Source organism: Flavobacterium sp. FlaQc-57 (genome assembly GCF_044007395.1).
Lineage (GTDB): Bacteria > Bacteroidota > Bacteroidia > Flavobacteriales > Flavobacteriaceae > Flavobacterium.
This window is the reverse complement of the sequence record NZ_JBIPDA010000001.1, coordinates 993,561-1,019,874: the sequence shown is the minus strand read 5'-3', so window position 1 is coordinate 1,019,874 and position 26,314 is coordinate 993,561. Positions and strand designations below refer to the sequence as shown.

Sequence of the window (26,314 nt, the reverse complement as noted above, 5' to 3'; positions counted from 1 at the left end):
GTTAATCGTTTTTATAGTTAAATTTCTATAAATTTATTATAATAAAAATCTTACTTTTGTTTAACTCGGCGAAGAAAGGAATAGATTATTGCGTTCCAAATCATTTTCAGCCGTATTGTACAGCGATAAATATGTTTTTTACGGATTACGAGTTATTACACTTAATTATTATCTTTGAATTATGAGCACACTTACAAAACCAAATCATATAGGCCGAAAAATAAGCCGTATTCGTGAACTTCGAGATATGAAACAGGAAGCTTTGGCGCAAGCTTTAGGAACAAACCAACAAGCGGTTTCGGCTATAGAAAATAGCGAAACAATTGATGAAGCAAAACTTATCGAAGTGGCGAAAGCACTTGGTGTAACGGTTGAAGCGATTAAGAATTTTTCAGAAGAAGCTGCGATTAATTATTTCAATACTTTCAATGAAAGTCCTAATAATTATTTTGGACTTAATAATTGTACTTTCAATCCATTAGATAAATTAATGGAAACTGTAGAAGAAAATAAAAATCTTTACGAACGTTTGCTTCAGGCAGAAAAAGACAAGATCGAATATTTAGAAAAATTATTAAAAGGAAAATAATATTCTCCATAGAGATTTATTCATAAAAAGCATCAGCCACGGTTGGTGCTTTTCTGTTTTATTGCAAAAAGCAAAACTTAGTAACGAAAGACTTTCGTTTATCGATTGCGTTTTTTTACTAAATTTAGGTTTACTGAATTAAAGCGATCATGACAATTCAAGAATATTTAGAAAGAATAGAAACTTTAAACAAAGCCGAAAATCTTGACAGAGATTCTGATTTGGGACGTATTGCTGTTAAGATTGTTTTGGATTGTAAGCAGAATTATTTTGATTTCTTTTCGCTAACGGAAAAAGATAATGAAGCAATATTTTCGATCAATCTCGAAATTGCAGATAAAATTGCACAAAGTTTAGGCTTGATATTTTTAAATCAAAAAGAAACAGGAAATGTCTGTTTTGCTAATAGCGATGAGGTTCGACCAGAATTCAGGCAGAGTTTTACAACAATAGATTTGTTAGATTATATTTTTGCAATGATGCATCATAACAAAGATTTGCAAAAGATTCCGATTCCGTTAGATACTCTGCATTTTTGGAAATTAGTCCAATTTGGAAAAGATTTAAGGATTAAAGAAGCTCTATAAAATAAAAAAAGCAGCTCTTGGAAGGAGCTGCTTTCACTGTTAAGCAAAAAACAATTAACGTCTAAAAGCTGGGCTTTTGTTTACTGATTCGTCAAGTTTTACAGTTTTTACTTTCTTAGCTGCAAGTTTGATTTCGTGTTTCTCAACTTTACCATTTTCAGTTACTTCTAATAAATAAGTTCCGGCTGGATGACCTTCTAAACTTATTGTTTTAGAAACTTCTAATTTGTTTGCTGCAGATTCTCCTGCATACACTAAATTATGATTTTCATCATAAATAGAATAAATTGATTTTTCGACAGTGTTTAAAGAAAAGCTAATTACTTTTCCGTTACCAGTAATTATATTCAAAATATAATCACCTTTTCCATCAATTGCATAGGTAAAAATTGTGGTTAGAAAAACGGCTACAACCAAGCCCATTTTGGCAAATTTTGTCATGTTTTTTTAATTGTTTATTACTATTTGTGGAACATGCAAAACTACAAATAGAAATTTAATTTTATGCAAAAACAATTCATTTTTTGAATTGTAAATTGCTGAATTAAAGATGCTTCTGTGTTTTGTCTGAAGAATGTACGTAATTACTGGGGTCTTGGATGTTTTTCTACTGATTTTTTTTAATGGTTTAAAAATCAGTTGTTTGTATTTATTAAGAATAGTTTTCCAAAAAATAGAAGTGTAATAAATGAAAGGTAAAAATTGGGCATAAAAAAACAGCTCAATAACCACAAAGAGCTGTTTTAAACGTAATGTTTTATACTAACTATCTAACCTCACTTTTATACTGTATAAGTATAACTTTTTAGCGTACTGCTACGCTTGTATTTTTGGCAGAAAAACCTGCTTTGTAAACTGATGAAACCGCTTTTTTTGATAGTACTGTTTTATCATCAGTAATTGTAATTTCGTGTCTCACTTTTTTTACATTATCTTCAACTTCTAAGAAGTAAGTTCCCGCAGGAAATTCTTCTAAGCTAAAAGTTCTCAAAATTCCATCTTTGCCAGAAGCATTTTCAGAATAGATCAAACTACCGTCTTTATCGTAAATTGCCAGGCTTGCTTTTTGCAGTTTGTTTAGTGCAAACGTAATTTGCTTACCATTAGTTTTTATTACATGAAGATTAAAATCTTCATTCCCGTCGATTGCATAAGTACTTAATCCTGTAAAAAGCACTGCACATACTAAACTTAATTTTAAAATCTTTTTCATGACATTTGTTTTTTAGATTAATAGTTCTAATTCTCTGATGCTAAATTACTTATGATATAGATGCTTTTGCACAACTCTATTTTCCAATTTCGATGCTATATTCTCATTTACGAAACCGTTATAGGTTAAAATTTGAATTATATTTATCGTTTTCGTTAAATCGGTTATTATTTTTCAACGTTTCGCGTAAATTAAGATAATGTAAATTTATCTTTCTTTCTTACAAAAAGAGATATCTTATTTTAGTGTATGTAGATTTTTACCGCAAAGATTTTACCGCAAAGTGCGCGAAGGTTTTTTTAATGTAAGGTTTTATACAAAACGGATCCCGAAGACTCGGGACGCAAAGCTTTGTGTTGAGTTAGGTTTACCTACTTAACCTGAAGTTTTTTTACCGCAAAGTGCGCGAAGGTTTTTTTAATGTATGATTTTATACCAAACGCATCCCGAAGACTCAGGACGCAAAGCTTTGCGTTGAAACAGCTTTGCGAACTTTGCGTTTTTTTAGACGTATGGTAAAATATAACTTTGCGCACTTTGCGGTTAAATCTCATTTCAATTAAAAGTTGCGTTGAAATAGCTTTGCGTCCCGAGTCTTCGGGATGCGTTTTTTTAGACGTATGGTAAAATATAACTTTGCGCACTTTGCGGTTAAATCTCATTTCAATTAAAAGTTGCGTTGAAATAGTTTTTCGAACTTTTCGTGCTTTGCGGTTAAATCTTCATAGTTAAATCCTTAAGTAAAGAGCAAAAAAAAACAGCTCAATAACCACAAAGAGCTGTTTCAAAACAATCACGTTTTTAACTTTACTAACTATCTAACCTCATTTTTATACTTTATGAGAGTATAAACTTTTTTAGCGTACTGCTACGCTTGAATTTTGAGCAGAAGAACCTGCTTTATTTACTGATGAAATTGCTTTTGTTGATAATACAGATGAACTATCAGTAATTGTAATTTCGTGTCTTACTTTTTTAAGTCCATCTTCAACTTCTAAGAAATACGTTCCTGCTGGAAATTCTTCTAAGCTAAAAGTTCTTAGGATTCCTTCTTTTCCTGAAGCATTTTCAGAATAGATTAAAGAACCATTTTTTTCATAAATACTTAAACTTGCTTTTTGTACCTGATTTAAGGCAAACGTAATTACTTTTCCGTCAGCTTTTAAAACATGAAGGTTAAAGTCGCTATTTACATTTCCGTTATCGTTTCCATCAATTGCATAAGTGCTCATTCCTGATAAAAGTACTGCACATACTAAACTTAATTTTATAATCTTTTTCATAAGTATCTTTCTTTAAATTATTAGTTTAATTTTCTGATGCTAAATTACTTCAGAATGTGTTGTTTTTTCACAACTCTATTTTCCAATTTATGTGCTGTATTCTCATTTACGAAACCGTTATAGGTTAAAATTTGAATTATTATAGGTGTTTTTGTTAATTAGGCTATTATTTTTCAAGTATTTGTAAATGTTAACATTTTTCAGAAACGTGTATTATTCTTACATAAATGTTATATGTCTATTAAAATGGTAGAATTAATACGATTAATTAAAAAAATGAGGAAAAAAAATATTAGTCATTTAAAAAATTGCTTAAATGCGATAATTTTTCAATTTGCATTTTGTTTGTTTTTGTGATAAATCCTTATTTACGAAACCGTTATAGGTTAATTTTTGAATTATATTAGGTGTTTTTGTTAAATTTGCTATTATTTTTTAAAGATTTTATCATGAAGACAATTGCCCCAGCTCTTGAAGTGATATCTAACTCATACGGAAGTTCTTTTACCTACACCAAACACGCTCAAAAGGCCAATAGTAAAGCTCATTTATGGCATTATCATCCAGAAATTGAGCTGGTTTATATAAACGGTGGAGCAGGGAAAAGACAAATAGGAAGCCATGTTTCTTATTATACCAATGGCAGTTTGATATTAATAGGCGCCAATTTGCCACATTGCGGATTTACAAATGAACAAACGGGAAATATCAATGAAACCGTGATTCATATTAAACCTGAATTTTTAGGGAATGATTTTTTTGTTGCTCCCGAAATGAGAAAGGTTCAAAATCTTTTTAGTCAGGCTAAAGGAGGAATCGCTTTTGGCGGAACAACTAAAAAAGAAATTGGTAAGAAAATCGAGATGATGGAAAATCAACTTCCGTTTGAGCGTTTGCTTACACTTTTGAGTATTTTAGATGAATTAGATTCTTCTGAAGATTACACGGTACTTAATGCCGATGGTTTTTCGCTAGAATTGCAAACACAGGATAACGATCGTATTAATGTGATCTTTAATTATGTGAAAGATCATTTTCAGGAATCAATTGCGATAGATGAAGTTTCGAATTTGGTGAGTATGACGACGCCTTCTTTTTGTCGTTACTTTAAGAAGATTTCGAATAAGACTTTTACAGAGTTTGTAAACGAATATAGATTAGTACACGCGTCAAAATTATTGGCCGAAAAACCCATTAGTATAAATGAAGTATGTTACGAAAGCGGTTTTAATAACTTTAGTCACTTTAGTAAATCATTCAAGCAATATACGGGTAAAAGCGCATCGCAATATCGCCATGAACACAAGATTATAATTAGTTAGTTTTTTTGCCACAGATTGCACAGATTTAAATGATTTGTTTAATTCAGATTCTACGGCGATCTATATTAGTTAAAGTTTGTGTTACGTAGCTTTTAAAGCAGTAATCTATAGAATCATTTTAATCTGTGGCAAAAACAAACATACAAATCCGACTGGTGAAAAACTGGTCGGATTTTTCATATAATATATTCAGAAAAAGGTATATTTACAATCCCAAAACTGAAAAAATATAAATATGAAAAACTTTAAAATCTTAGTATTTGCTGTTCTTTTATGCGTTTCGTCAATGAGTTACGCCGCAAAAGTAGATACTTTGCAAGTTGCAAGTACAGCCATGAGCAAAACCTACAAAGCTGCGGTTGTTTTACCTAATTCTTATGCAAAAAGCAAATCGGCATTTCCGGTGATGTATTTATTGCATGGAGCCTACGGACACTTTGGTGATTGGTTAAAAAATACGCCGAACAAAAAGTTAGTTCAAAATTTATCCGATCAATACAATATTATTATCGTGATGCCAGAAGGCGAAACTTTTAGTTTCTATTTGGATAGTCCGGTAAATAAAGGAAGTCAGTTCGAAACTTTTATCACACAAGAAGTAATTCAGAAAGTAGATAAAACTTATAGAACGATAAGTAATAGAAACGGAAGAGTAATTACGGGACTTTCAATGGGAGGTCATGGCGCTTTGTATCTATCTGCAAAACATCCTGATTTATTTTGTGCAGCCGGAAGTATGAGTGGAGCGGTAGATATGAGTACAATGCTCAATCGTGAATCATCTGCGCAAGTAGTAAAATTGATGCAGCCCGTTTTTGGAGACAAAAGTGACAACTCAGAAATGTATGCGCAATATGCAGTAATGGGTATGTTGGATAAAATTAAAGCGAACAAATTACCCTTAATTATAGATTGTGGTGTCGATGATTTCTTGATAGAACCTAATAGAGAATTACACAGAAGATTGGTTTATAATAAGGTAGATCATGATTATACTGAACGTCCAGGAGCACATACTTGGGATTATTGGGAAAATTCACTACCTTTCCATGTATTATTTTTTAACAAAATATTGCTTAAAAACCAGCAAGTTGTAAAAAAATCATGAAATTTTTAATCTCAAACTGAGCTAAAATCATTTTTTGGTTTGGTTTTTGGAATACCTTTATAAATCTTAAAAAATAAAAATTATGAAAAAGATACTTACCCTTTTTGCAGTCGTTGGACTTTTCGCGTTTTCAAGTTGTGAAGGACCAGAAGGGCCTCCGGGACAAGATGCTTTAATGCCTGAAGCATTTGAAATTAAAAACGTTAATTTAGGGAAATTTGCTGATAATGAATATAATTTAAAAAGCACATTTCAATTTGAAGTTGGAGGACCTTTGTTTGATGACGAAACTGTTTTGATTTATCGATTAACGGGTACTATTGATTCAAGTACTCCAATTTGGCAATTAATACCAAACACTGTTTATTTTGATAATGGTACCAGATTAAGTTACGATTTTGATTTTAGTAAAATTGACTTTGTTATTACAGCTAAAGGAAATTATAATTTGTCGAGTACTCCTGGTTATATAAATAATCAGACTTTTAGAGTTGTAATTGTACCATCAAAGTTGGCTGCTTCTGTAAATAAAAACAATTATTTAGAAGTGATGGCAGCTGCAAAATTAAGTGAAAGTCAAATACAGAAAGTTAATTTGTAGATAATAAAACATATAATCATAAAAAAAAGGAAATCGTAAGATTTCCTTTTTTTATGAATATATATCAAGAAGTTTATTCTTCTAGTTTGGCTTCTTCTTCGGTTTTACCATATTTTAAAGAAACCAAGATTCCCACTAAAAGTGCAAATGCAATGAAGGCTAATGATGCCCATTCTGGTACGTGAATAAAATCATGAAGAATCATTTTTAATCCTACGAAAGTCAAAATCGCAATTAAACTGTATTCTAAGAAACTGAATTTTGCCAGCATATTTGCTAAGAAGAAGTACATAGAACGTAATCCTAAAATAGCAAAGATGTTTGAACTAAATACTAAAAATGGGTCAGATGTAATGGCAAGAATTGCCGGAACGCTGTCAATAGCAAATAGAACATCCATAACTTCAATTACAATAAGAGCTACAAATAAAGGAGTAGCTGCTTTTTTTGCTGTTTTGGTAGAGATGAAAAATTTCTCACCACTCATTTCAGAAGTCATCGGAATAATTTTTCCTAATGTTTTATATACAAAAGAATCTTTAGGCTGAAAATCTTCATCTTCACCTGAGAATAACATTTTAAGTGCAGTAAAAATTAAGAAAGCACCAAATAAATAGGTCATCCAGGTAAACTTATTGATTAGCATTACACCAAAGAAAATCATTAAACCACGGAAAACGATTGCTCCTAAAATTCCCCAAAACAAAACACGGTGTTGGTATTTTTGAGGTATTTTGAAGGAAGCAAAAATAATAGCAATCACAAAGATATTATCGATACTTAATGATAGCTCAATTAAATAACCCGTAATAAACTTCATTGAAGCCACTGCAGGTTTCAAATTGTCGGGATTTGCAATGTAATCTGTAGTGTATAGCCAATAGATTACTCCTGAAAAAAGGAATGACATTGTTACCCAGATCAGTGTCCATTTGCTCGCTTCTTTAGTGCTAATAATATGTGGGTTTTTGTTAAAAACACCCAAGTCTAAAGCAAGAATAAGCATTACTGCTATTAAAAAGAAAATCCAAACCATTATGATATTTTTTTAAATGATGTACAAAGATAGTTTTTGAAGTTTAACTTAAAAATTAATTATTAGAAACTTAGTCTAAAATTTTACGATGATTTTTGTTGTAACTTTTTGTCGCATTGAATGAAGTCGAAATGTTCAATGTTTACAAAATTATCGCATTTTTTGTTATCCTGAGGAACGAGGAATCTTTGCAAGAAACTAACACAAAGTATTTCTCTAGATTGCCAAAGTACTCATAGAGATCCCTCGTTCCTCGGGATGGCAATGATTGTAATTGTTTTTTTATTTAGTTTAGTTTGTTATTTCGACCAAAGGGAGAAATCACACTAGAGACTTCGCATGCTATGTCGCCAATCTTTGTCGAGTTACGCGTGTGATTTCTCCCTTTGGTCGAAATGGACAAGACTGTATCAAAAAAAAAGTGTCACCAATTAAGATGACACTCTTTTGAGTATAATTTGAACTATGAATTATAGTGCTGATTTTACAGTTTTGATAATTCTAGCAGCAATTTTGTATGGATCTCCGTTTGAAGCTGGTCTTCTGTCTTCTAACCAGCCTTTCCAACCTTTTTGAACCGTAATTAACGGGATTCTGATTGAAGCTCCTCTATCAGAAATTCCGTAAGAGAAATCGTGGATAGATGCAGTTTCATGTTTACCAGTTAAACGTAAGTCATTGTAAGCTCCGTAAACAGCAATGTGTTCAGCAGTTACAGGACGGAAAGCCTCACAGATTCTTTCGTAAGTTGCTTGGTCTCCACATGTTCTTAATACTTCGTTAGAGAAGTTAGCATGCATTCCTGAACCATTCCAGTCTGTATCTCCAAGTGGTTTTGGGTGATACTCGATATAGTAACCATATTTTTCAGTCAAACGATCTAATAAATATCTTGCAATCCAGATTTCATCTCCGGCTTTTTTAGCACCTTTAGCAAATAATTGGAATTCCCATTGTCCGCAAGCAACCTCTTGGTTGATACCTTCAAAGTTAAGTCCTGCAGCAATACATAAATCAGCATGCTCTTCTACTAATTTTCTTCCGTGTGTGTTTTTTCCACCTACAGAACAGTAGTACATACCTTGTGGAGCAGGATAACCTCCAACAGGGAAACCTAATGGCAATAAAGTTTTAGTATCCATGATGAAATACTCTTGTTCGAAACCAAACCAAAAATCATCATTATCATCATCAATTGTAGCTCTACCGTTAGAAGGGTGCGGTGCTCCGTCAGCATACATAACTTCAGACATAACTAAGTATCCATTGATACGAGTTGGGTCAGGGTAAATTGCAACAGGAACTAGTAGACAGTCTGAAGATCCACCTTCAGCTTGTTTTGTTGATGAACCATCAAATGACCAATTTCCAAGTTCTTCTAATGTTCCTTTGAAATTTTCATGCTCTTCAACTTTAGTTTTACTTCTAAGATTTTGAGTTGGTTCATATCCATCTAACCAAATGTACTCTAACTTAATTTTAGCCATAATAATATAAATTAATTTTTTTGTTTTTTTCGTTGGGTCAAATATAGATTTATTTTTTTAGCCGTAAAAATTAGGGGGGTATTTTGTTTAGTGAAGTATTATTTTTTAGATAAGCGCAAATTTGTTAGGGGTATATTTTTAAAAAAGCAATTTTTAACACCATTAAAAAATAAATTCGTAAAAATTACACCAGTTTTTTGGATTTCGTGATTAAGGAATTGTGAAAAAATGTTTATTTAATGAATAATACTGATGTATTTTGTTACATTTCTTGAAATCAAATTCATTATTCTTTGAAAAAAGCGTCTTCTGTTGAAAAATCGTCGTATAAAATTCTGAAATCTATGTTTTAAATCACCTGTTTAATTGTTTATATTTGTTCCTCTTTTTTTAATGAAAATTATTACGAATTTTAAATTTATATACATGTCAACATTACGTTTCCAAGCTTTACAAGAAGCTTCTACAAGAAAGCCAGTACATTTTGAAGAAATTGATAGAAAATCTAACATTTTTGGTTCAAATGTGTTTAATGAGAAAGCAATGAAGCAGTACTTAACTTCGGATGCTTTAAAAGGAGTAAGAGATGCGGTTCAACATGGAACTAAAATAGACAGAAAACTGGCAGATTATATTGCCATGGGAATGAAAGAATGGGCTCTTGCCAAAGGTGTTACACATTATACACACTGGTTTCAGCCTCTTACAGGAACAACAGCTGAAAAACATGATGCATTTTTTGAAGTTTCGTACGATGGAAGTGATCCTGTAGAAAAATTTGGTGGTGCACAATTGGTACAACAAGAACCAGATGCATCTAGTTTTCCTAACGGAGGAATTAGAAATACATTCGAAGCAAGAGGTTACACAGCTTGGGATCCAACATCTCCGGCATTTATATATGGAACAACTTTGTGTATTCCTACTGTATTTATTGCTTACACAGGAGAAGCTTTAGATAATAAGATTCCTTTATTAAGAGCATTGTCTGCAATTGATGAAGCGGCTACAGAAGTATGTCGTTATTTTGATAAAAACGTTAAGAAAGTAACTGCAACTTTAGGTTGGGAGCAGGAATATTTCTTGATAGATAAAGCTTTAGCAAATTCACGTCCGGATTTAATGATGACAGGTCGTACTTTATTAGGACATACATCTGCAAAAGGGCAACAATTAGACGATCATTATTTTGGTTCTATTCCAACGCGTGCCTTAACGTACATGAGAGATTTAGAGCAAGAATGTATGTTATTGGGAATTCCGGTAAAAACGCGTCACAATGAGGTTGCGCCAAATCAGTTTGAGTTGGCTCCAATTTTCGAAGAAACAAATCTTGCCGTAGATCATAACTCTTTATTAATGGATGTAATGCAAAAAGTTGCTGAGCGTCATGATTTTAAAGTTTTATTTCACGAAAAACCATTCAAAGGTGTAAACGGTTCAGGAAAACACAATAACTGGTCGCTGGCAACAGATACAGGAGTTAATTTATTGAGTCCGAGTAAAACGCCAATGAGTAACTTACAGTTTTTAACTTTCTTTATTAATACGATAAAAGCGGTAAATGATTACGAAACTTTATTGAGAGCTTCTATCGCAACAGCAAGTAATGATCATAGGCTAGGAGCTAACGAAGCGCCGCCGGCAATTATTTCAGTTTTTATTGGAGCGCAATTAACCAAAGTTTTATCCGAATTAGAAAGTGTAACTACAGGAAAACTATCTCCGGAAGAAAAAACTGACCTGAAACTGAATGTAGTTGGGAAAATTCCAGACGTTCTTTTGGATAATACAGATAGAAACAGAACTTCGCCTTTTGCCTTTACAGGAAACAAGTTTGAGTTTAGAGCTGTAGGTTCAAATTCGAACTGTTCTAATTCAATGACTACTTTAAATGCAATTGTAGCCAAACAATTAAAAGACTTTAAAATTGAAGTAGATGCTTTAATTGAGTCTAAAGACATGAAAAAAGATGACGCTATCTTTAATGTTTTAAGAGAATACATCAAACAATCTAAAAAGATCCTTTTTGAAGGTGACGGATATAGCGAAGCTTGGGAAAAAGAAGCCGCTAAAAGAGGTTTAAGCAATTTTAAAACTACTCCGGAGGCAATTAAAGCCAAAGTTTCGAAACAAGCATTTGAATTGTTTGAAGAATTAGGCATTATGAATCATGTTGAAGTTGAAGCGCGTTACGAAATAGAGTTGGAAGAATACACTAAGAAAATTCAGATCGAAGGAAGAATTTTAGGAGATATTTCAAGAAATCACGTTATTCCAACAGCAATTCGTTATCAGAATACTTTAATTGAAAACGTAAAAGGTTTAAAAGAAATCTTCGGAAAAGAGTTTGAAACTATTGCTAAAGAACAGATTGTTTTAATAAAAGAAATTTCCGGTCATATAGAAGGAATCAATTCTAAGGTATTGGCAATGACAGATGAAAGAAGAACAGCCAATCATTTAACTGATGCTCAAAAAATGGCAGAAGCATATTGTAATAAAGTAAAACCTTATTTTGAAGACATTCGTAATCACTGTGATAAATTAGAATTATTAGTAGATGATGAAAGTTGGACACTAACCAAATACAGAGAATTATTGTTTACGAAGTAATATTTGATCGAAATATCGTTAAAGCCTGTCTCAATAAGACAGGCTTTTTTTTGTGATAATGTTAAAAAAACACTTATCATATTGTTATTATGGTATTTGTTTAGGGGTAAAATTGAATTAATTTCAGTATGAAGCTTTTTTCTTACTAACAAAAAAAATAAAACCAGTAGTTCATCGAGATAGTTTTACAGTTCATCGAAAAGGCTTTAATATATTGTAAAATAGGTGTTTATACTTGTTTTGGTTTTCGAGAAGTTTTCTAATTTTGATCAGGAAGAAAGGAAATAAACGTTCTTATTTTATTTTCAAATGACGATTTTGATGGTATGATTTTCCCCAAATTACACTAGCCTACATAATAATTTGTATTAATAACCAATTAAATATATTTATTATGAAAAAAGTAATTTTGAGCATCTCCGCGATGCTTTTTGTTAGTGCATTTGGAACCGCACAAATTCTACCAGGTACTATTGCTCCAAACACAAGTTATGTAAACCAGACAGGTTCTAGTCAGGATGCTTTTGTTCATCAAATAGGAACCGCTCAAAGTTCTAGTGTGAAACAAATGAATTGGGATAATACTTCGCAAGTTTTTCAAGGTGTGAATCCTGGACAAATGACAGTTTTGGGAGTTAACATTTCTCATGACAACTTAGCAGAAGTAGTACAAAATGGAGAACAAAACATTGCTTACATTTCTCAAAACAACTGGAGAAATAAAGCTTACCAAACTCAAGTTGGAAATAAAAATGATGCAACTATCTGGCAAGATGAAACAAATGTTTCTTATGGACTTTTTACAGGTAACTTAAAAGGTGAAGATAAAGCAACGCAAAAACAAACTGGTAATAGCAACAAAGCAACAATTGATCAGGGAACCAGCGGAAATACATTGCCAACTGCAGCTGTATTTACTGGAATGGCGGCTTTATCAACTTCAGTACCAGCTTCTCCTCACGGAAGAAACGATGCTACTCAAACACAAAATGGAAAATTTGGTGAAGCATATGCAAGCCAAGGAGGTTTAGATAACGAATCAAACCAAACTCAAACTAGTGGAGCTTTTGCAACAGCTACTTCTAAAAATGTGTCAAATCATTATCAATTTGGAAATGACAATTTAGCTACCTCTACTCAAACAGGTTACAGAAATATTGAAAATGTATTACAAGAAGGTAACGGAAATAAATCTTACGGAACACAAAGTGCTGCATCAATTTTGTCTACAGGAAATGCAAGTGTAGTAATTCAACAAGGTAATATGAATTTATCTAATGTGATTCAAAGTAATTAAGGTTACTTAAAATATTTAAACATGGACAGCTAAATTCGTTTAGCTGTCATGTTTTAAAACCATAGAAAAAATGAAAACTAATCTATTATATATTTTTCTTTTAGTACTTTTTTCTGTGTTTGTTAGAGGACAAGAAAAAGAGGAAACTTCAGGTTTTAAAGCTTATAGTTCATCAGTATTTGATTCTAAAGATACCGCTTTAAGTATAGTATCATCTATAAATAAAAAAAGTACAGATCAATTACAATTAGAACAAGTGCAACAATTTTCACAAGGCGTATTGATTCAGCAGATAGGGAATTACAATGCAGTCAGAGCAGATGTTAATGCACAAAAAGTTAATGTTTCAGTTTTCCAAAAAGGAGATTTTAATGATTTATCATTAGTGAAAGATGCTAAAACGATATCTCAGAATATATCTCAACAAGGAAAAAATAATAGTATTTCAGATTATTCATATAGAACGAATTATGATGTTAAAACAGAAATGATTCAGAAAGGGAACGATCAAAAAATACAGAGTTATGGCACAAATTCTATTTCTAAAGACATGAAAATTACTCAAAACGGAAATGGAGCTACTGTGATTATTTTAAACAAATTAAACTAAAAGAAATGCAATTTTTATTCAGATATATTCTCTTGAGTTTTTTGTTAGTTAGTTCTGTTTTGATGGGGCAGATTTCTGTTCCTCAAAATCAGATAAAAGCAAAAATAGATGTTGAGAAAATAGAAGATAACTTTAAAATTACCGGTATGGCAGAAAACCTTACTGATGTTATTAAAAGTGCTTCTTATAGATTATCTGTAATAAAAAATAATGATAAAAGTAATAATCAGTCTAATAATGCTCAAGTAGGGCTTTTTACACTAGAACCAAATGAAGTTAAAAAATTATCGACCACTCAGGTTAATGTGAGTGCAGATGATGAAGTTATTGTGTTGTTGTTATTTTATGACGAAGACAAAGAAATAATAGCAAAAGACAGAGTGGTTCTGGGTGAAGAAAAAAAAAAGATGATGTAATAATTATGCCCGCCGATGGATTTGAGTTAAGAGGTATTATAACCGATGATACTAAAACCAAAATGGGAAAAGATTTTTACGATAAGTATTATTACAAGTACAATGATATTGGAATAAATGCAAAAAAAATAGTTGTAATAACTGAAGAATATAGTTTTGGAAGAAACACAAAAATAACCGTTTCGATAGACAACACGGTTATTTATGATTTTTTAGTACGACCAGACGATGAATTTTTAGAAGCTGTAGCTCAGGAATCAATCAATGCAACTATCTATTATTTAAAAGATTTAGAAAAGCAACGCAAATATTTCACTCAGTATTAATTTTATTATTAAGGTCATGAAATTTATTTTAAGCCTCTCACTATTTCTTCTGCTTTCACCGTTCGTCAGATCACAAGCATTGGTTTACAAGCCTGTAAATCCTGCTTTTGGAGGTGATACTTTTAATTATCAGTGGCTCTTGAGCAGCGCTGAATCTCAAAATAAATTAAAAGATAAAACAGAAGCTACGCCGCAAAAAACAGATCTGGAGCAATTTAAAGCAAGTTTAAATGCCCAGTTGTTAAGTCAGATTTCAAGCTCGCTTTATAAACAACAATTTGGAACAGATGGTCTTTCTGTAGGTTCATACACCTTTGGAAGTTATTCAGTCGATATCTATCCTTCGTCTGAAGGTTTATCGGTAAATATTTTAGATACAACTACAGGAGAACAGACGCAAGTAATCATTCCAAATAAACAATAATGAGAGTATATAACTACTTAATTCTGTTACTTGTCCTTTTATTTTCAGGTTGTGGTGCTTTTTATAATCAGCCAACCGGAGTAGAAAAAGCCGTTCTGGGTGAAAGCACACCAGCAACTTCTCTATTAAAAGAACTTCCAAAACCTAAAGAGCAAATTGTGGTTGGAGTTTACAAATTTAGAGACCAAACAGGACAATATAAACCTCAGGAAAACGGAAGCAATTTTAGTACTGCTGTGACTCAGGGTGCAACTTCGATTTTGCTAAAAGCCTTAGAAGATTCTAAATGGTTTATACCAATCGAACGTGAAAATATTGGAAACTTATTGCAGGAAAGAAATCTTATTCGGTCAACAAGACAAGAATATTCGAAAAATGCAAATCCAAATGAACCGCAATTAACGCCGCTGTTATATGCAGGAGTTTTGTTAGAAGGCGGAATTATTTCGTATGATTCTAATATTATAACAGGAGGTTTTGGAGCTCGATATTTTGGTACAGGAGGTTCTATAAAATACCGTCAGGATCGCGTAACGATTTACCTGAGAATGGTTTCAACTTCAAACGGAAAAATTTTAAAATCAGTTTATATTTCAAAAACAATTTTGTCACAGGCAATAGACGAAAGTTTGTTTAAATATGTAAGTTTTAAAAGACTTTTAGAAGTAGAAACAGGGTATACAACAAATGAACCCGTTCATATGGCAGTTACTGAAGCGATAGAAAAAGCAGTACAATCTCTGGTTTTAGAAGGAATTCAGGATAATATATGGCAAGCAGATGCAACACCGTCAGATTTAGCTATTGCAATGAAAAGATATGAAACCGAAAACGAAGTGGCAGACCGTACAGCATTATACGGGAGAGATCTTGAACCAAGACGTTCTAAATTTGCTATCGAAATTTCGGGCGGAACCTCACTTATTGATGGCGATTATGCAAATCCGGTATTAAAACCAATGGGACGAGGAGCTTTAAAATATTTTATTACGCACGGTCTTAATATAAGCGCGTCTACAAATGCAGTTATTCTGGCTAATAAAGATATAATTGATGTAGGGTATTTGACTTATGATCTAAATCTGGAGCTTCTTCTTCTTCCAAAAGATAAATTTAGTCCTTATGTATATGGAGGTGGAGGTTTTGGAATGAATAAGAAGTCTGAAAACACACATTCAAAAATACAATTTGGCGCGGGTGTAGAATATCTGGTTTCTAATTCAGTCGGAATCAAATTGTTTGGAGAATATGATATTAATTTTTCAGACAATATAGATTATCTCGTGGCCGGAGTTAGAGACGATTACTACTATAAATTCGGACTAGGACTTACCTATTATTTTTCGAGTAATAAAAACAAGAGTAAAAAATAGCATGTTGAATAATTTAAAACACAGATGATGAATAACTTATATTTAAAATTATGTTTTCTTTTTTTTATTGTGCTAAGTTCTTGCAGCGAAGAAAAAGTAGACCAAGTAGAGTATGGAACTGTTATAGGGCGGGTAGTGATAGCAGATACCTTTGAGCCAATGGAAAATGTAAAAATTACTTCAAGTCCTACTTCAGGAACTATTTTTACAGATGTAGAAGGAAAATTTGTAATGAACAAAGTAAAAGTAGGAGAGTACTCCTTTCAGGCTCAAAAAGACGGTTATGTTGCAAAATTCGAATCGGTAACAGTGAGCGCCAGTAATGCATCAGAAATTATATTCGAGCTAAAAAAAGCAACAGCAAATAATAAACCGCCGGCAATTCCTGTGTTAACGACACCAACAGATAATGCCATAAACCAGAATATTGCGCTCGATCTTGTCTGGACCGCAACAGATCCTGATAACGATGCACTTACTTTTACAGTTACTTTACGAAATGATGCTAATACTGATGTAAAGATATTTTCAGATATTAAAGACAAAAAACTATCGTTGACAGGACTATTGTATGGTGTTAAATACTTTTGGCAAGTAAAAGCGAATGATGGAATAAATGTAGATATTTTGAGCGCAGTAAGTTCATTTACCACATCAACATTCCCGACTACAAGATATTTAGGAGTTAATAAAGTGGGCGAGAACAATGTGATCTATTCTATTGACGATGCCAGTAATAAATACAGACTTACAAGTTTAGAGACCAACAGCTGGAAGCCGCGAAGAAATACACAGGCCAAAAAAATAGCTTTTATAAGATCTAGCGGTGGACAGAATCATATTTATACGATGAATGAAGATGGTTCCGGAATTACAAAAATCACAAACTCAGTTCCAATAGCAGGTTTTAATTCAGATTATATAGGCTTCAGTTGGAATACCTCAGGAAGTGAAATTATTTATCCGAATTTTGATAAACTGTACAAAATTAATAGCAGCGGAAGTGGTTTGACGCAAATCTATAAAACACCAAATGGTAAGTTTATATCAGAGTGTGATTGGAGCAATGACGGAACAAAAATTGCCTTAAAAGTCAATGATGTTAACGGTTATAATGTAGAAATTTATGTAATAGATACATCTGGTAATATAATTTTTCAAGTACTTTCAGGATATAAAGGAGCTGTAAGCGGATTGAACTTCTCGATAACCGGTCAAAAGCTGCTTTATTCCAGAGATATCTCAGAATATGAAGATCAAAATTACAGACAGCTCGATCTCAGAATTTTTGAATACAATTTGGCAACATCAACCGCAACCTCAATTGTTAGCGGAAAACCATCAGGAACAAATGATTATGATGCAAGATATTCGCCAAATGAAGCAGAAATTATTTTTACTAACACCTCAAATGACGGCGTCTCTATAAAAAATATCGTAAAAAGTGGTATCTCAACCGTAGATTCACGAGCCACTTTATTTGGAGGATACTTTATGCCAGACTGGGAATAACCTAAAAGATCAATTTTTTTATAACCAATTTTATTGCAGAAAATCGGCAGTGATATAAAACTGCCGATTTTTTTTGTGAATCAGACATACGAATCAACCTAAGAATTAAAAAAAGAGATTATCTTTGCACCACATCAACACAAACTAAGTTTCATGAGTTCAGATTCTAGCAAAAGGTACGCACAAAGAGGTGTTTCGGCATCAAAAGAAGACGTACACAACGCCATAAAAAATATCGATAAAGGTTTATTTCCTCAAGCATTTTGTAAAATTGTTCCTGATTATTTGACTCAGGACGAAGAGCATTGTTTAATTATGCATGCTGACGGTGCCGGTACAAAATCATCATTAGCCTATATGTATTGGAAAGAGACTGGAGATATTTCAGTTTGGAAAGGAATCGCTCAAGATGCATTAATCATGAACATCGATGATTTATTATGTGTTGGAGCAACAGATAATATCTTGCTTTCATCAACTATCGGAAGAAATAAAAACTTAATTCCTGCAGAAGTTATTTCGGCCATCATCAACGGTACCGAAGAATTAATAAACGAATTAAAATCATTCGGAGTAACCATTCATTCAACAGGAGGAGAAACTGCCGATGTTGGAGATGTAGTTCGTACTATAATTGTAGATTCAACCGTAACTGCACGTATGAAACGCTCAGATGTTGTCGATAATGCAAATATCAAAGCCGGAGACGTAATTGTTGGATTGACCTCTTTTGGTCAGGCAACTTACGAAAAAAGCTATAATGGCGGAATGGGAAGTAATGGTTTAACATCTGCCCGTCACGACGTTTTTGGTAAATATTTAGCCAAAAAATATCCTGAAAGTTATGATGCGCTAGTACCGGAAGAATTGATTTATTCAGGTCAGGTAAATTTAACTGATACCGTTGAAAACAGTCCAATAAACGCTGGTCAATTAGTACTTTCTCCAACGAGAACTTACGCGCCAATTATCAAGAAAATTTTAGACACTTACACACCAAACGAAATTCACGGAATGGTGCATTGTAGTGGAGGAGCACAAACTAAAATTTTACATTTCGTTCAAAATTTACACATTATAAAAGATAATTTATTTCCGGTTCCACCATTGTTCAAGTTAATTCAGGAGCAATCAAAAACAGATTGGAAAGAAATGTATCAGGTTTTCAATTGCGGTCACCGTATGGAAATTTATGTTCCTGAAAATATCGCACAAGATATTATTGCGATTTCAAAATCATTCAATGTCGATGCACAAATCGTAGGTAGAGTAGAAGTAGCCGATGCTAAAAAACTTACTATTACCAGTGAATACGGTACATTCGAATATTAATTTTTTTAAGTTACAAAGTTACAGTCCCGAAGTTTCGGGACTGAGTTGCAAAGGTTTTATATACTGGAGTATACAGCAGAACCTTTTTTATTAATAATTAGCTTTTTTAGGAGCTAATCCCGCTATCCGTTGCAATCTTTTGCTTTTTAAAGAAAAAAGTAAAAGGATTTTCACTTCTATCGGGGCTAAAAAATACCAAGCTATGTACGAATTACTTTTTTGGAGATATTTAGAAGAAGTTTACTTAAACCACCAAGAGGTTTATGAAGCTCTTGTAGAAAGAGAAGATGTCGAGGGTCTGGAAACACTTCCAGTTGAGGTAATCATGAACAGAATTGCTTCAGTATTCTCACAATGGGAAAGAGTTGACGAAAACAGCTGGAAAAACAATTCAGGAAAAGGAGCTTTTCAAGTAATAACAACACCACAAAGTGTAAAAATCGACTGCTACGGAACCGAAGGCAAAACGATGAACAAGTTAGTTGAGGTGATGGAAGAATTCAAATGTCCGTTGTACGATCCGCAAGTTCCGGAACGTTACGATGAAATGAGTGAGTAAAACTTCAATATAAATTTTAGATAGATTTACAGCTAATGGATTTCAATTTCTCAGACAATATTATTTTAGAAGACAATTTGGTTTTATTACGTTCTTTGCAAGAATCAGATGTCGATAATTTATTAGAAATTTCAATCAATGAACCAGAGACCTGGAAATATTCATTAGTTGGAGCAGATGGAAAAGAAAACCTGATCAAGTATATTCAAGCAGCTATAAAAGCAAGAGAAAATCAAAAAGAATTTCCTTTTATAGTTTTCGATAAAAAATCTCAAAAATACGCAGGTTCAACACGTTTTTACGATATGAATCTCGAATTCAAAACACTACAATTAGGTTTTACCTGGTATGGTTCTGCCTTTAGAGGAACCGGACTCAACAAACATTGTAAATTCTTACTATTACAATTTGCTTTCGAAACGCTGGGAATGGAGCGAGTAGAATTCCGTGCCGATAATAATAACGAACGAAGTGTTGCCGCCATGAAAAGTATCGGTTGTAAAGTCGAAGGCGTTTTACGAAGTCATATGCCAACTGCAAATAGCGATGTGCGTCGTGATTCAATAGTTTTAAGTATTCTTAGAAACGAATGGTTTGATGAGGTTAAAGAGAATTTAAAGCAAAAGCTTTAAAATAAAAAAAGAGCCAAAGGCTCGAGCAATATTGTTGAGCTGTCCCGTACCGAAGCTTCGGAATTGGTATTAATTCAGTAAAAAATAGCAGTTAATTTCTATCCATCTTTCAATAGTAAGTCTTGTTCTTTTCTCATTTTTACGACCAATTGATCAATATAAATTTGTGTTTTTTTAGGTAATAAATTCCAATTTTTATCTTTCTTAAAACTTCTGCAATCATCTAAATCACATTCGACAGCACGAATTACATATTTTTGATTTTTATAAAACGTGATAATTTTTACGCGTCTGATTTCGTCATACTCTGTTCTCGTTCCATAAACTAATATAGGATCTATATAGCCATCGCCATCAAGATCTTTTGTGCTACAATATTTTGTCCAGAACCAGATTGTAGTTTCTTTAGGAATATAATCTTCAAGTAAATCGTTAATCCTCCATTTTTCTAAAAATCCACCGTGATCATTCATCACACAAATTGCCTGAATTTTCGTGTTTAACGTGTCTTTTTTAAAAATAGTTTTTTTGTTTTCGCATAAAAGCAATTCATATACGCCGCTTTTATCTGAATATTCAAATGCTTTATAAATTGGAAAATCTGAAACGACATCAAGTTCTCTTTGTACAATTTCTTCCTTTGTTAATTTATAACTTTCTACTTTTTGAGAAAAGCCAAATATCGAGTAAGAAAGAACTAGAAATAAAATATATCTTTTCATGTATGAATTGCATTTTTACTGAATCAAAGATATTTAAAACCTTTTTAGGTTAGAGAAATTAATATTTTTTAAAAGCATATTTTATTGTAATTTTCTAATCTGAAAATAATATTAAATCGTTTTAGCAATAAAACATTACTATTATAACTGCAAAGTAATGATCTAAAAAATATCTGATGAATAGTATAAATAGCAAAAGACTTCTCTTAGCGTTCTCCATTTTAATACTTGGTTTAGCCAATGAAATAAGAGCACAGAAAAAAACAGCTGAAAAACGAAACTTAATTCAGTATGTAGATCCAATGATTGGTACGGCCAAAATGGGACATACTTATCCCGGAGCAACAGTTCCGTTTGGTAGCGTGCAACTAAGCCCGGAAACAGATACAATTGCCTATAGTTTAAACGGAAAATACAATGGTGATGTCTATAAATATTGTGCAGGATATCAATATGAAGACAAAACAATTGTTGGTTTCAGTCACACTCATTTTAGCGGAACCGGACATTCAGACCTAGGGGATTTCCTGATTATGCCAACAACCGGAAAACTACAATTGAATCCGGGTATAGCTTCAAAACCATTATCAGGATATCGATCGGCATTTTCTCATGCAACCGAAAAAGCAGAACCTGCGTATTACAGCGTCTTTTTAGAAGACCATAAAATCAAAGCCGAACTTACGGCGACTACGCGTGTAGGAATGCACCAATACACATTTCCAAAGTCTAATGAAGCACATATAATCTTAGATTTAACTTCCGGAATTTACAATTATGACAAAAAGAATGTCTGGACATTTGTTCGCGTTGAAAATGATACCTTGATAACAGGTTATAGGCAGACAAATGGTTGGGCAAGGACCAGAACCGTTTATTTTGCTATGTCTTTTAGCAAACCAATTAAAAGCTACGGACAAGCAACTCAGGAAAAAAGTGTGTACAAAGGTTTTTGGGGAAGATTTGATCAAACCAAGAATTTCCCTGAAATGGCAGGTCAGAACCTAAAATTGTTTTTCGATTTTGATGCCTCAGAAGGAGAAAAAATCAAAATTAAAATGGCGCTTTCGCCGGTAAGTTCTGCCGGAGCATTAGAAAACATGAAAAAAGAAGTTCCGGGTTGGGATTTCGAAAAAGTAAAAAAACAAAGTCAGGAAGTTTGGAATAATGAGCTGAATAAAATTCAGATAGAAACTATTCAAAAAGAAGACTTGGTGAATTTCTATACGTCTATGTATCATGCATTTTTAGGACCAACAGAATATATGGATCTAGACGGAAATTACAAAGGTTTGGATATGAATGTTCATAAGGCCGAGAACTTTAAAAATTACACCAGTTATTCGTTATGGGATACCTATAGAGCTTTACATCCGTTATTTAATTTGGTGCAGCCCACACGAAATTCAGATATGATAAGTTCAATGTTAGCACATTCATATCAAAGTGTGCATAAAATGTTGCCAATATGGTCGCATTATGCCAACGAAAATTGGTGTATGATTGGATATCATTCGGTTTCTGTAATTGCCGATGCGATTGTAAAAGGCAATGGAAACTTTGATCCTGAAAAAGCCCTTCAGGCTTGCGTAAATACGGCTAAAGTTCCTTATTATGACGGATTAGAGTATTACATGAAAATGGGATATGTTCCTGAAGACAAAAACGGTTCTTCGGTTTCTAAAACTTTAGAATATGCTTATGATGATTGGGCGATTGCACAAGCGGCAAAGAAATTAGGCAAAACAGATATTTATAATGAATTCATTGAAAGATCTAAAAATTACAAAAATGTTTACGATGCTAAAACAGGTTTTATGCGTCCTAAATTAAACGACGGAACTTTCAAAAAAGAATTTGATCCACTTGATACCCACGGACAAGGTTTTATTGAAGGAAATTCATGGAATTACAGTTTATATGTTCCTCAAGATCCTGCCGAAATGATAAAAATGATGGGAGGAAACGATAAGTTTAATGTTCGTTTAGATTCATTGTTCAGCATGCATTTGCCTGATAAATATTTTGAAAATACTGAAGACATTACCAGAGATGGAATCATCGGGAATTATGTGCATGGAAACGAGCCTTCACACCATGTAGTTTATTTGTACGATTGGACAAATTCTCCTTGGAAAGCACAAGACAAAATAAGAATGATCCTGAAAAAAATGTACCGTAATGGAGCTGATGGTTTAGGCGGAAATGATGATTTTGGGCAAATGAGTGCTTGGTACATTTTTAGCAGTTTGGGATTTTATCCGGTTGCACCCGGTTCTGATGAATATGCTTTGGGAAGTCCGCTGGTCAAAAAAGCTGTTTTTAATTTAGAAAACGGAAAGCAATTTGAAGTCGAAACTGTAAATCAATCTGATGAAAATGTTTTTGTGAGCAAAGTGCTTTTAAATGGAAAACAATTAAATAAACCTTTCCTAAAACATTCAGATGTAATAAACGGAGGAAAAATTACTTTTTATATGAGCAGTAAGCCAAATAAGAAACAATATTAATATTAGTTTTATATGTGTCACCCTGAGCGAAGTCGAAGGGCTTCATAACGAAAAGGGCTTCGACTTCGCTCAGCCTGACAATGTGCACGATTAAAATTCGAGAAAATTAGTGTAATTCGTGGCGAAAAAAAATATTAAAAAAGAATCGTCATGAAGTTTGCAAAAACTTCACGAAATTTGCACTTTAAATAAAAGTAAATATGAAAATAAATCTAAAATCAGGAATTGATAAATTGCTTTTCGGAATGAAGCAAAACGATGTTACAGCTGCTTTAGGAAAGCCTGATAAAAATTATGTAGATGAAGATGATAATGTGATTTTTGTGTATAATGCACATAAAATCAGATTGACTTTTTATCATGAAGAAGACTTGAAATTAGGTTATTTAGTGGCTTCAAGCAATGATTTAGAAGTTTTTGGATTCAAACTAATTGGAAGAAAAATTGCTGATGTAAAGAAAGATTTTGCTGCAAAGGGAATTACAAAATTTACTCAGGAAACTTTTGATACTTTTGAGAATTACTTCAACGAAGACAACTGGTTCATTCTTCAAACTGAATTTGATGAAGTTGTAAAATTCGAAATTGGAGCTATCATCAACGAAAAAGACGAATTTGATTGGAAATTTCCTGTTAAGAAATAAATACAATATTTGTCAGACTGAGCGAAGTCGAAGTCGCGTTTGCTGAATCACTTTGCGAAAATACGACTTCGCTCAGTCTGACAGATCAAATACAATCTGATTAAAAACATAAAAAAACCGACAATCACTTGTCGGTTTTTTATTTTGAGTCAAAAAGAAATTATCCTTTCAACCATGCATTTTTAAGTTTTTCTTTTGTAGTATCGGTTGCTTTAAAAGTCTCTTTTTCTTCAAATGGTACTTTCACAGTTCCTTTTATGTTTTGTTCTTTTCCATCACGTTTTATTTTAACTGTAATAGGATCATTTTCTTTCCAGTTTTCACTTTCAGTAATCAAATCATAAATGTTATCTAAGTTGTATGTTTTACCATTTACAGCAATGATTTGGTCACCAGCTTTTAAGTTTAAATTAGTAAAAAACACATTTAATTCGCCAGGACGAACGCTTATCGCTTTGGTTGCTTTGTCAACACCAATATATGGAGTTTGTCCTTTTATGAAAATTGCACCTGGAACTTTTTCAGATGCTTTTGTTACACCAACTTTAGCCAAATAAAAATCATAAGGAATTGGAGTTGTTCCGGCAACATATTTATTTAAGAATTCACCAACTTCAGGATAAGTTAATTCTGTAATTTTTGCAAAAAGTTCATTGTCATTAAATGGTTTTTCAACACCATATTCATCAGATAATTTGTGCATTAGATCTAAAATTCCTCTTTCTCCATTGCTTTTTTCTCTGATAATAATGTCAATACACATTCCAATTAAAGCTCCTTTTTGATATACATTTAAGTATTGATCTTTGTAGGGTTGGTCTAAAACATTTTTACTCATTACAGTAAATGACATTGTATCATTTAGCTCTTTTGATTGCTCAATTTTATCAGCAATACGAGTATAAAATTCAGACTCGTCGATTAAACCTTGATTGATTTGGAAAAGATTGGCAAAATATTCAGTTACACCTTCATACATCCATAAATGCTCCGACATTTTTGGTGCATTATAATCAAAAAACTGAATTTCTTTTGAGTGAATGGTTAATGGAGTTACAATATGGAAAAACTCGTGTGAAACAACGTCTTTCATTGATTCTACTAATTTTTCTTTTGGTATAGATTCCGGTAAAACAACTGTAGTCGCTGTTGGATGCTCTAAAGCTCCAAAACCATGCGCATCATCTTTTGCCATAGTTGACAAGTACAATAAAACAGAATATTTTTTAGTCGCGTTTACTTTTCCTAAAAAGTTTTTTTGCGCTGTCATCATCGTTTTCATTTCCGGCGTAATACTTTCAGCAGTAAATTTTCCTGTTGGAGAGTAAACTGCAATCAGGATATCCATTCCATTTACATTAAATGTAGTGTAGTCTGGTTTAGAATACATAATAGGATTTTCGACCAAAACAGCATAACGAGGAGTCGTAAAAACGTCGCTAGTTTTGCTGGCATCTTCATCATTCATTGAAGTAGCTCCCCAAAGTGTTTCAGGATGTGTAATTGTAACTTTGTAAGGAGTGTCTAATTTATCTTGAAAATAACCTACAAAACCGTGCGTGTTAACCATGAAGTTAACTCCTGCGTTGATATTGGTTCCAGCAGGTGAAAAAACGTCATCATTACCAAATCCGGTTCCTTTTTCAGTGTCGAAAGTATCACCAACTAAATAAGTAACTTTTTTTAATTTTTTTGCATCAGAAATAGACCATGAATTATCATCAATTCTTTTTACAGTCAAAGAATTTCCTTTGGCATCAAAAGCTTTAAAACCATCTGAATATTTACCGTAGTTATCTGTAGAATAAGTTCCAGGAACTGTTTTCGGAATACTGTAAATAACTTCGTCAGTTTTTATTTGTGGAGGCGTAACAGTAACCAAAACCTTATCGTCTTTTACATCAACAAGATTTATATTTACCTCTACGACGTTGTTTTTTGCGGCACCGGTTGAGCTTCCGGTTTTACAGCTCCAAAGCGTTACAGCAAGAGCTAAGGTGTAAAGAATTTTTTTCATTTATTCGAGTTTAGTTATTGCTATTTGACTTACAAGATGTAAAAAAGTTACATTGAACTTAAAAATATAAAAAAAACTCCTGAATTTCAGGAGTTCTG

General features: G+C 32.7%; 25 protein-coding genes. 18 read left to right on the top strand and 7 right to left on the bottom strand.

What is annotated here, in order from left to right:
- Nucleotides 1-181: 181 nt before the first annotated feature.
- Together ACHRVZ_RS04320 and ACHRVZ_RS04315 are read left to right on the top strand one after the other, a co-directional pair.
- Complete coding sequence (locus tag ACHRVZ_RS04320; protein WP_395420950.1) at nt 182-589, top strand: helix-turn-helix domain-containing protein; 408 nt, start codon at nt 182-184, stop codon at nt 587-589.
- Nucleotides 590-738: 149 nt separating this feature from the next.
- Entirely contained in the window at nt 739-1,176 is a 438-nt protein-coding gene (locus ACHRVZ_RS04315) for a hypothetical protein (RefSeq protein ID WP_395420949.1), read from the top strand.
- 54 nt (nt 1,177-1,230) lie between these two features.
- Here the strand turns inward: ACHRVZ_RS04315 and ACHRVZ_RS04310 are convergent, their stop codons facing one another.
- The 3 genes from ACHRVZ_RS04310 to ACHRVZ_RS04300 form a co-directional block, all read right to left on the bottom strand.
- Nucleotides 1,231-1,617 (bottom strand): secretion protein, encoded by a 387-nt coding sequence (locus ACHRVZ_RS04310; protein WP_395420948.1) that lies wholly within the window; start codon nt 1,615-1,617, stop codon nt 1,231-1,233.
- Between the two features lie 364 nt (nt 1,618-1,981).
- Nucleotides 1,982-2,389: a T9SS type A sorting domain-containing protein gene (locus ACHRVZ_RS04305; protein ID WP_395420947.1), complete on the bottom strand. Its 408-nt coding sequence runs from the start codon at nt 2,387-2,389 to the stop codon at nt 1,982-1,984.
- Nucleotides 2,390-3,246: 857 nt separating this feature from the next.
- A complete protein-coding gene (locus ACHRVZ_RS04300; protein ID WP_395420946.1) occupies nt 3,247-3,672 on the bottom strand; it encodes a secretion protein in 426 nt (141 codons plus the stop codon).
- A gap of 449 nt (nt 3,673-4,121) precedes the next feature.
- On the opposite strand from ACHRVZ_RS04300, the gene ACHRVZ_RS04295 reads away from it, so the two are divergent.
- The 3 genes from ACHRVZ_RS04295 (at nt 4,122) to ACHRVZ_RS04285 (ending at nt 6,703) form a co-directional block, all read left to right on the top strand.
- Complete coding sequence (locus ACHRVZ_RS04295) at nt 4,122-4,994, top strand: AraC family transcriptional regulator (RefSeq protein WP_395420945.1); 873 nt, start codon at nt 4,122-4,124, stop codon at nt 4,992-4,994.
- A 235-nt stretch (nt 4,995-5,229) separates the two neighbouring features.
- Complete coding sequence (locus tag ACHRVZ_RS04290; RefSeq protein ID WP_395420944.1) at nt 5,230-6,102, top strand: alpha/beta hydrolase; 873 nt, start codon at nt 5,230-5,232, stop codon at nt 6,100-6,102.
- An 82-nt stretch (nt 6,103-6,184) separates the two neighbouring features.
- On the top strand, nt 6,185-6,703 hold the full coding sequence (locus tag ACHRVZ_RS04285; protein ID WP_395420943.1) for a hypothetical protein: 519 nt from the start codon (nt 6,185-6,187) through the stop codon (nt 6,701-6,703).
- A gap of 73 nt (nt 6,704-6,776) precedes the next feature.
- Here ACHRVZ_RS04285 and ACHRVZ_RS04280 read toward each other — a convergent pair whose 3' ends face one another.
- On the bottom strand, nt 6,777-7,742 hold the full coding sequence (locus ACHRVZ_RS04280) for a TerC family protein (protein ID WP_395421292.1): 966 nt from the start codon (nt 7,740-7,742) through the stop codon (nt 6,777-6,779).
- A 467-nt stretch (nt 7,743-8,209) separates the two neighbouring features.
- Nucleotides 8,210-9,226, bottom strand: coding sequence for a glutamine synthetase beta-grasp domain-containing protein (locus ACHRVZ_RS04275; protein WP_395420942.1), 1,017 nt, complete (start codon nt 9,224-9,226; stop codon nt 8,210-8,212).
- A gap of 426 nt (nt 9,227-9,652) precedes the next feature.
- Here ACHRVZ_RS04275 and ACHRVZ_RS04270 point away from each other — a divergent pair, with 426 nt between their 5' ends.
- The 11 genes from ACHRVZ_RS04270 to ACHRVZ_RS04220 all read left to right on the top strand — a co-directional run bounded on the left by ACHRVZ_RS04270 (nt 9,653) and on the right by ACHRVZ_RS04220 (nt 20,323).
- Entirely contained in the window at nt 9,653-11,842 is a 2,190-nt protein-coding gene (locus ACHRVZ_RS04270; RefSeq protein WP_395420941.1) for a glutamine synthetase III, read from the top strand.
- A gap of 394 nt (nt 11,843-12,236) precedes the next feature.
- Complete coding sequence (locus tag ACHRVZ_RS04265) at nt 12,237-13,139, top strand: hypothetical protein (protein ID WP_395420940.1); 903 nt, start codon at nt 12,237-12,239, stop codon at nt 13,137-13,139.
- A 70-nt stretch (nt 13,140-13,209) separates the two neighbouring features.
- Nucleotides 13,210-13,749, top strand: a complete 540-nt coding sequence (locus ACHRVZ_RS04260) for a hypothetical protein (RefSeq protein ID WP_395420939.1) — start codon at nt 13,210-13,212, stop codon at nt 13,747-13,749.
- A 5-nt stretch (nt 13,750-13,754) separates the two neighbouring features.
- Complete coding sequence (gene csgH / locus ACHRVZ_RS04255; protein WP_395420938.1) at nt 13,755-14,165, top strand: curli-like amyloid fiber formation chaperone CsgH; 411 nt, start codon at nt 13,755-13,757, stop codon at nt 14,163-14,165.
- 5 nt (nt 14,166-14,170) lie between these two features.
- Complete coding sequence (locus tag ACHRVZ_RS04250; protein WP_395420937.1) at nt 14,171-14,491, top strand: CsgE family curli-type amyloid fiber assembly protein; 321 nt, start codon at nt 14,171-14,173, stop codon at nt 14,489-14,491.
- 16 nt (nt 14,492-14,507) lie between these two features.
- Complete coding sequence (locus ACHRVZ_RS04245; RefSeq protein ID WP_395420935.1) at nt 14,508-14,915, top strand: curli production assembly/transport component CsgF; 408 nt, start codon at nt 14,508-14,510, stop codon at nt 14,913-14,915.
- Nucleotides 14,915-16,288, top strand: coding sequence for a CsgG/HfaB family protein (locus tag ACHRVZ_RS04240; RefSeq protein ID WP_395420934.1), 1,374 nt, complete (start codon nt 14,915-14,917; stop codon nt 16,286-16,288). The genes ACHRVZ_RS04245 and ACHRVZ_RS04240 overlap by 1 nt, the downstream gene beginning before the upstream one ends.
- Before the next feature lie 24 nt (nt 16,289-16,312).
- The gene (locus ACHRVZ_RS04235; protein ID WP_395420933.1) at nt 16,313-17,800 is read left to right on the top strand and encodes a carboxypeptidase regulatory-like domain-containing protein; all 1,488 of its coding nucleotides are present in this window, start codon (nt 16,313-16,315) and stop codon (nt 17,798-17,800) included.
- 153 nt (nt 17,801-17,953) lie between these two features.
- Nucleotides 17,954-19,132 carry an AIR synthase related protein gene (locus tag ACHRVZ_RS04230; RefSeq protein ID WP_395420932.1) on the top strand — a complete coding sequence of 393 codons (1,179 nt, stop codon included), beginning with the start codon at nt 17,954-17,956 and terminating at the stop codon, nt 19,130-19,132.
- Nucleotides 19,133-19,334: 202 nt separating this feature from the next.
- Entirely contained in the window at nt 19,335-19,691 is a 357-nt protein-coding gene (locus tag ACHRVZ_RS04225) for a hypothetical protein (RefSeq protein WP_395420931.1), read from the top strand.
- A 35-nt stretch (nt 19,692-19,726) separates the two neighbouring features.
- Nucleotides 19,727-20,323, top strand: coding sequence for a GNAT family N-acetyltransferase (locus ACHRVZ_RS04220; protein WP_395420930.1), 597 nt, complete (start codon nt 19,727-19,729; stop codon nt 20,321-20,323).
- A gap of 98 nt (nt 20,324-20,421) precedes the next feature.
- Here ACHRVZ_RS04220 and ACHRVZ_RS04215 read toward each other — a convergent pair whose 3' ends face one another.
- Nucleotides 20,422-21,045: a M949_RS01915 family surface polysaccharide biosynthesis protein gene (locus ACHRVZ_RS04215; RefSeq protein WP_395420929.1), complete on the bottom strand. Its 624-nt coding sequence runs from the start codon at nt 21,043-21,045 to the stop codon at nt 20,422-20,424.
- 176 nt (nt 21,046-21,221) lie between these two features.
- Here ACHRVZ_RS04215 and ACHRVZ_RS04210 point away from each other — a divergent pair, with 176 nt between their 5' ends.
- A complete protein-coding gene (locus tag ACHRVZ_RS04210; RefSeq protein ID WP_395420928.1) occupies nt 21,222-23,555 on the top strand; it encodes a GH92 family glycosyl hydrolase in 2,334 nt (777 codons plus the stop codon).
- Between the two features lie 200 nt (nt 23,556-23,755).
- Complete coding sequence (locus ACHRVZ_RS04205) at nt 23,756-24,199, top strand: hypothetical protein (RefSeq protein WP_395420927.1); 444 nt, start codon at nt 23,756-23,758, stop codon at nt 24,197-24,199.
- Between the two features lie 160 nt (nt 24,200-24,359).
- On the opposite strand, the gene ACHRVZ_RS04200 is transcribed toward ACHRVZ_RS04205, so the two are convergent.
- Complete coding sequence (locus ACHRVZ_RS04200; RefSeq protein WP_395420926.1) at nt 24,360-26,216, bottom strand: peptidase M61; 1,857 nt, start codon at nt 26,214-26,216, stop codon at nt 24,360-24,362.
- Nucleotides 26,217-26,314: the final 98 nt, after the last annotated feature.

Coding starts and splice junctions, on each gene's coding strand:
- ACHRVZ_RS04320 (WP_395420950.1), top strand. CDS start 182: ATGAGCACACTTACAAAACCAAATCATATAGGCCGAAAAATAAGCCGT.
- ACHRVZ_RS04315 (WP_395420949.1), top strand. CDS start 739: ATGACAATTCAAGAATATTTAGAAAGAATAGAAACTTTAAACAAAGCC.
- ACHRVZ_RS04310 (WP_395420948.1), bottom strand. CDS start 1,617: ATGACAAAATTTGCCAAAATGGGCTTGGTTGTAGCCGTTTTTCTAACC.
- ACHRVZ_RS04305 (WP_395420947.1), bottom strand. CDS start 2,389: ATGAAAAAGATTTTAAAATTAAGTTTAGTATGTGCAGTGCTTTTTACA.
- ACHRVZ_RS04300 (WP_395420946.1), bottom strand. CDS start 3,672: ATGAAAAAGATTATAAAATTAAGTTTAGTATGTGCAGTACTTTTATCA.
- ACHRVZ_RS04295 (WP_395420945.1), top strand. CDS start 4,122: ATGAAGACAATTGCCCCAGCTCTTGAAGTGATATCTAACTCATACGGA.
- ACHRVZ_RS04290 (WP_395420944.1), top strand. CDS start 5,230: ATGAAAAACTTTAAAATCTTAGTATTTGCTGTTCTTTTATGCGTTTCG.
- ACHRVZ_RS04285 (WP_395420943.1), top strand. CDS start 6,185: ATGAAAAAGATACTTACCCTTTTTGCAGTCGTTGGACTTTTCGCGTTT.
- ACHRVZ_RS04275 (WP_395420942.1), bottom strand. CDS start 9,226: ATGGCTAAAATTAAGTTAGAGTACATTTGGTTAGATGGATATGAACCA.
- ACHRVZ_RS04270 (WP_395420941.1), top strand. CDS start 9,653: ATGTCAACATTACGTTTCCAAGCTTTACAAGAAGCTTCTACAAGAAAG.
- ACHRVZ_RS04265 (WP_395420940.1), top strand. CDS start 12,237: ATGAAAAAAGTAATTTTGAGCATCTCCGCGATGCTTTTTGTTAGTGCA.
- ACHRVZ_RS04260 (WP_395420939.1), top strand. CDS start 13,210: ATGAAAACTAATCTATTATATATTTTTCTTTTAGTACTTTTTTCTGTG.
- csgH (WP_395420938.1), top strand. CDS start 13,755: ATGCAATTTTTATTCAGATATATTCTCTTGAGTTTTTTGTTAGTTAGT.
- ACHRVZ_RS04250 (WP_395420937.1), top strand. CDS start 14,171: ATGCCCGCCGATGGATTTGAGTTAAGAGGTATTATAACCGATGATACT.
- ACHRVZ_RS04245 (WP_395420935.1), top strand. CDS start 14,508: ATGAAATTTATTTTAAGCCTCTCACTATTTCTTCTGCTTTCACCGTTC.
- ACHRVZ_RS04240 (WP_395420934.1), top strand. CDS start 14,915: ATGAGAGTATATAACTACTTAATTCTGTTACTTGTCCTTTTATTTTCA.
- ACHRVZ_RS04235 (WP_395420933.1), top strand. CDS start 16,313: ATGATGAATAACTTATATTTAAAATTATGTTTTCTTTTTTTTATTGTG.
- ACHRVZ_RS04230 (WP_395420932.1), top strand. CDS start 17,954: ATGAGTTCAGATTCTAGCAAAAGGTACGCACAAAGAGGTGTTTCGGCA.
- ACHRVZ_RS04225 (WP_395420931.1), top strand. CDS start 19,335: ATGTACGAATTACTTTTTTGGAGATATTTAGAAGAAGTTTACTTAAAC.
- ACHRVZ_RS04220 (WP_395420930.1), top strand. CDS start 19,727: ATGGATTTCAATTTCTCAGACAATATTATTTTAGAAGACAATTTGGTT.
- ACHRVZ_RS04215 (WP_395420929.1), bottom strand. CDS start 21,045: ATGAAAAGATATATTTTATTTCTAGTTCTTTCTTACTCGATATTTGGC.
- ACHRVZ_RS04210 (WP_395420928.1), top strand. CDS start 21,222: ATGAATAGTATAAATAGCAAAAGACTTCTCTTAGCGTTCTCCATTTTA.
- ACHRVZ_RS04205 (WP_395420927.1), top strand. CDS start 23,756: ATGAAAATAAATCTAAAATCAGGAATTGATAAATTGCTTTTCGGAATG.
- ACHRVZ_RS04200 (WP_395420926.1), bottom strand. CDS start 26,216: ATGAAAAAAATTCTTTACACCTTAGCTCTTGCTGTAACGCTTTGGAGC.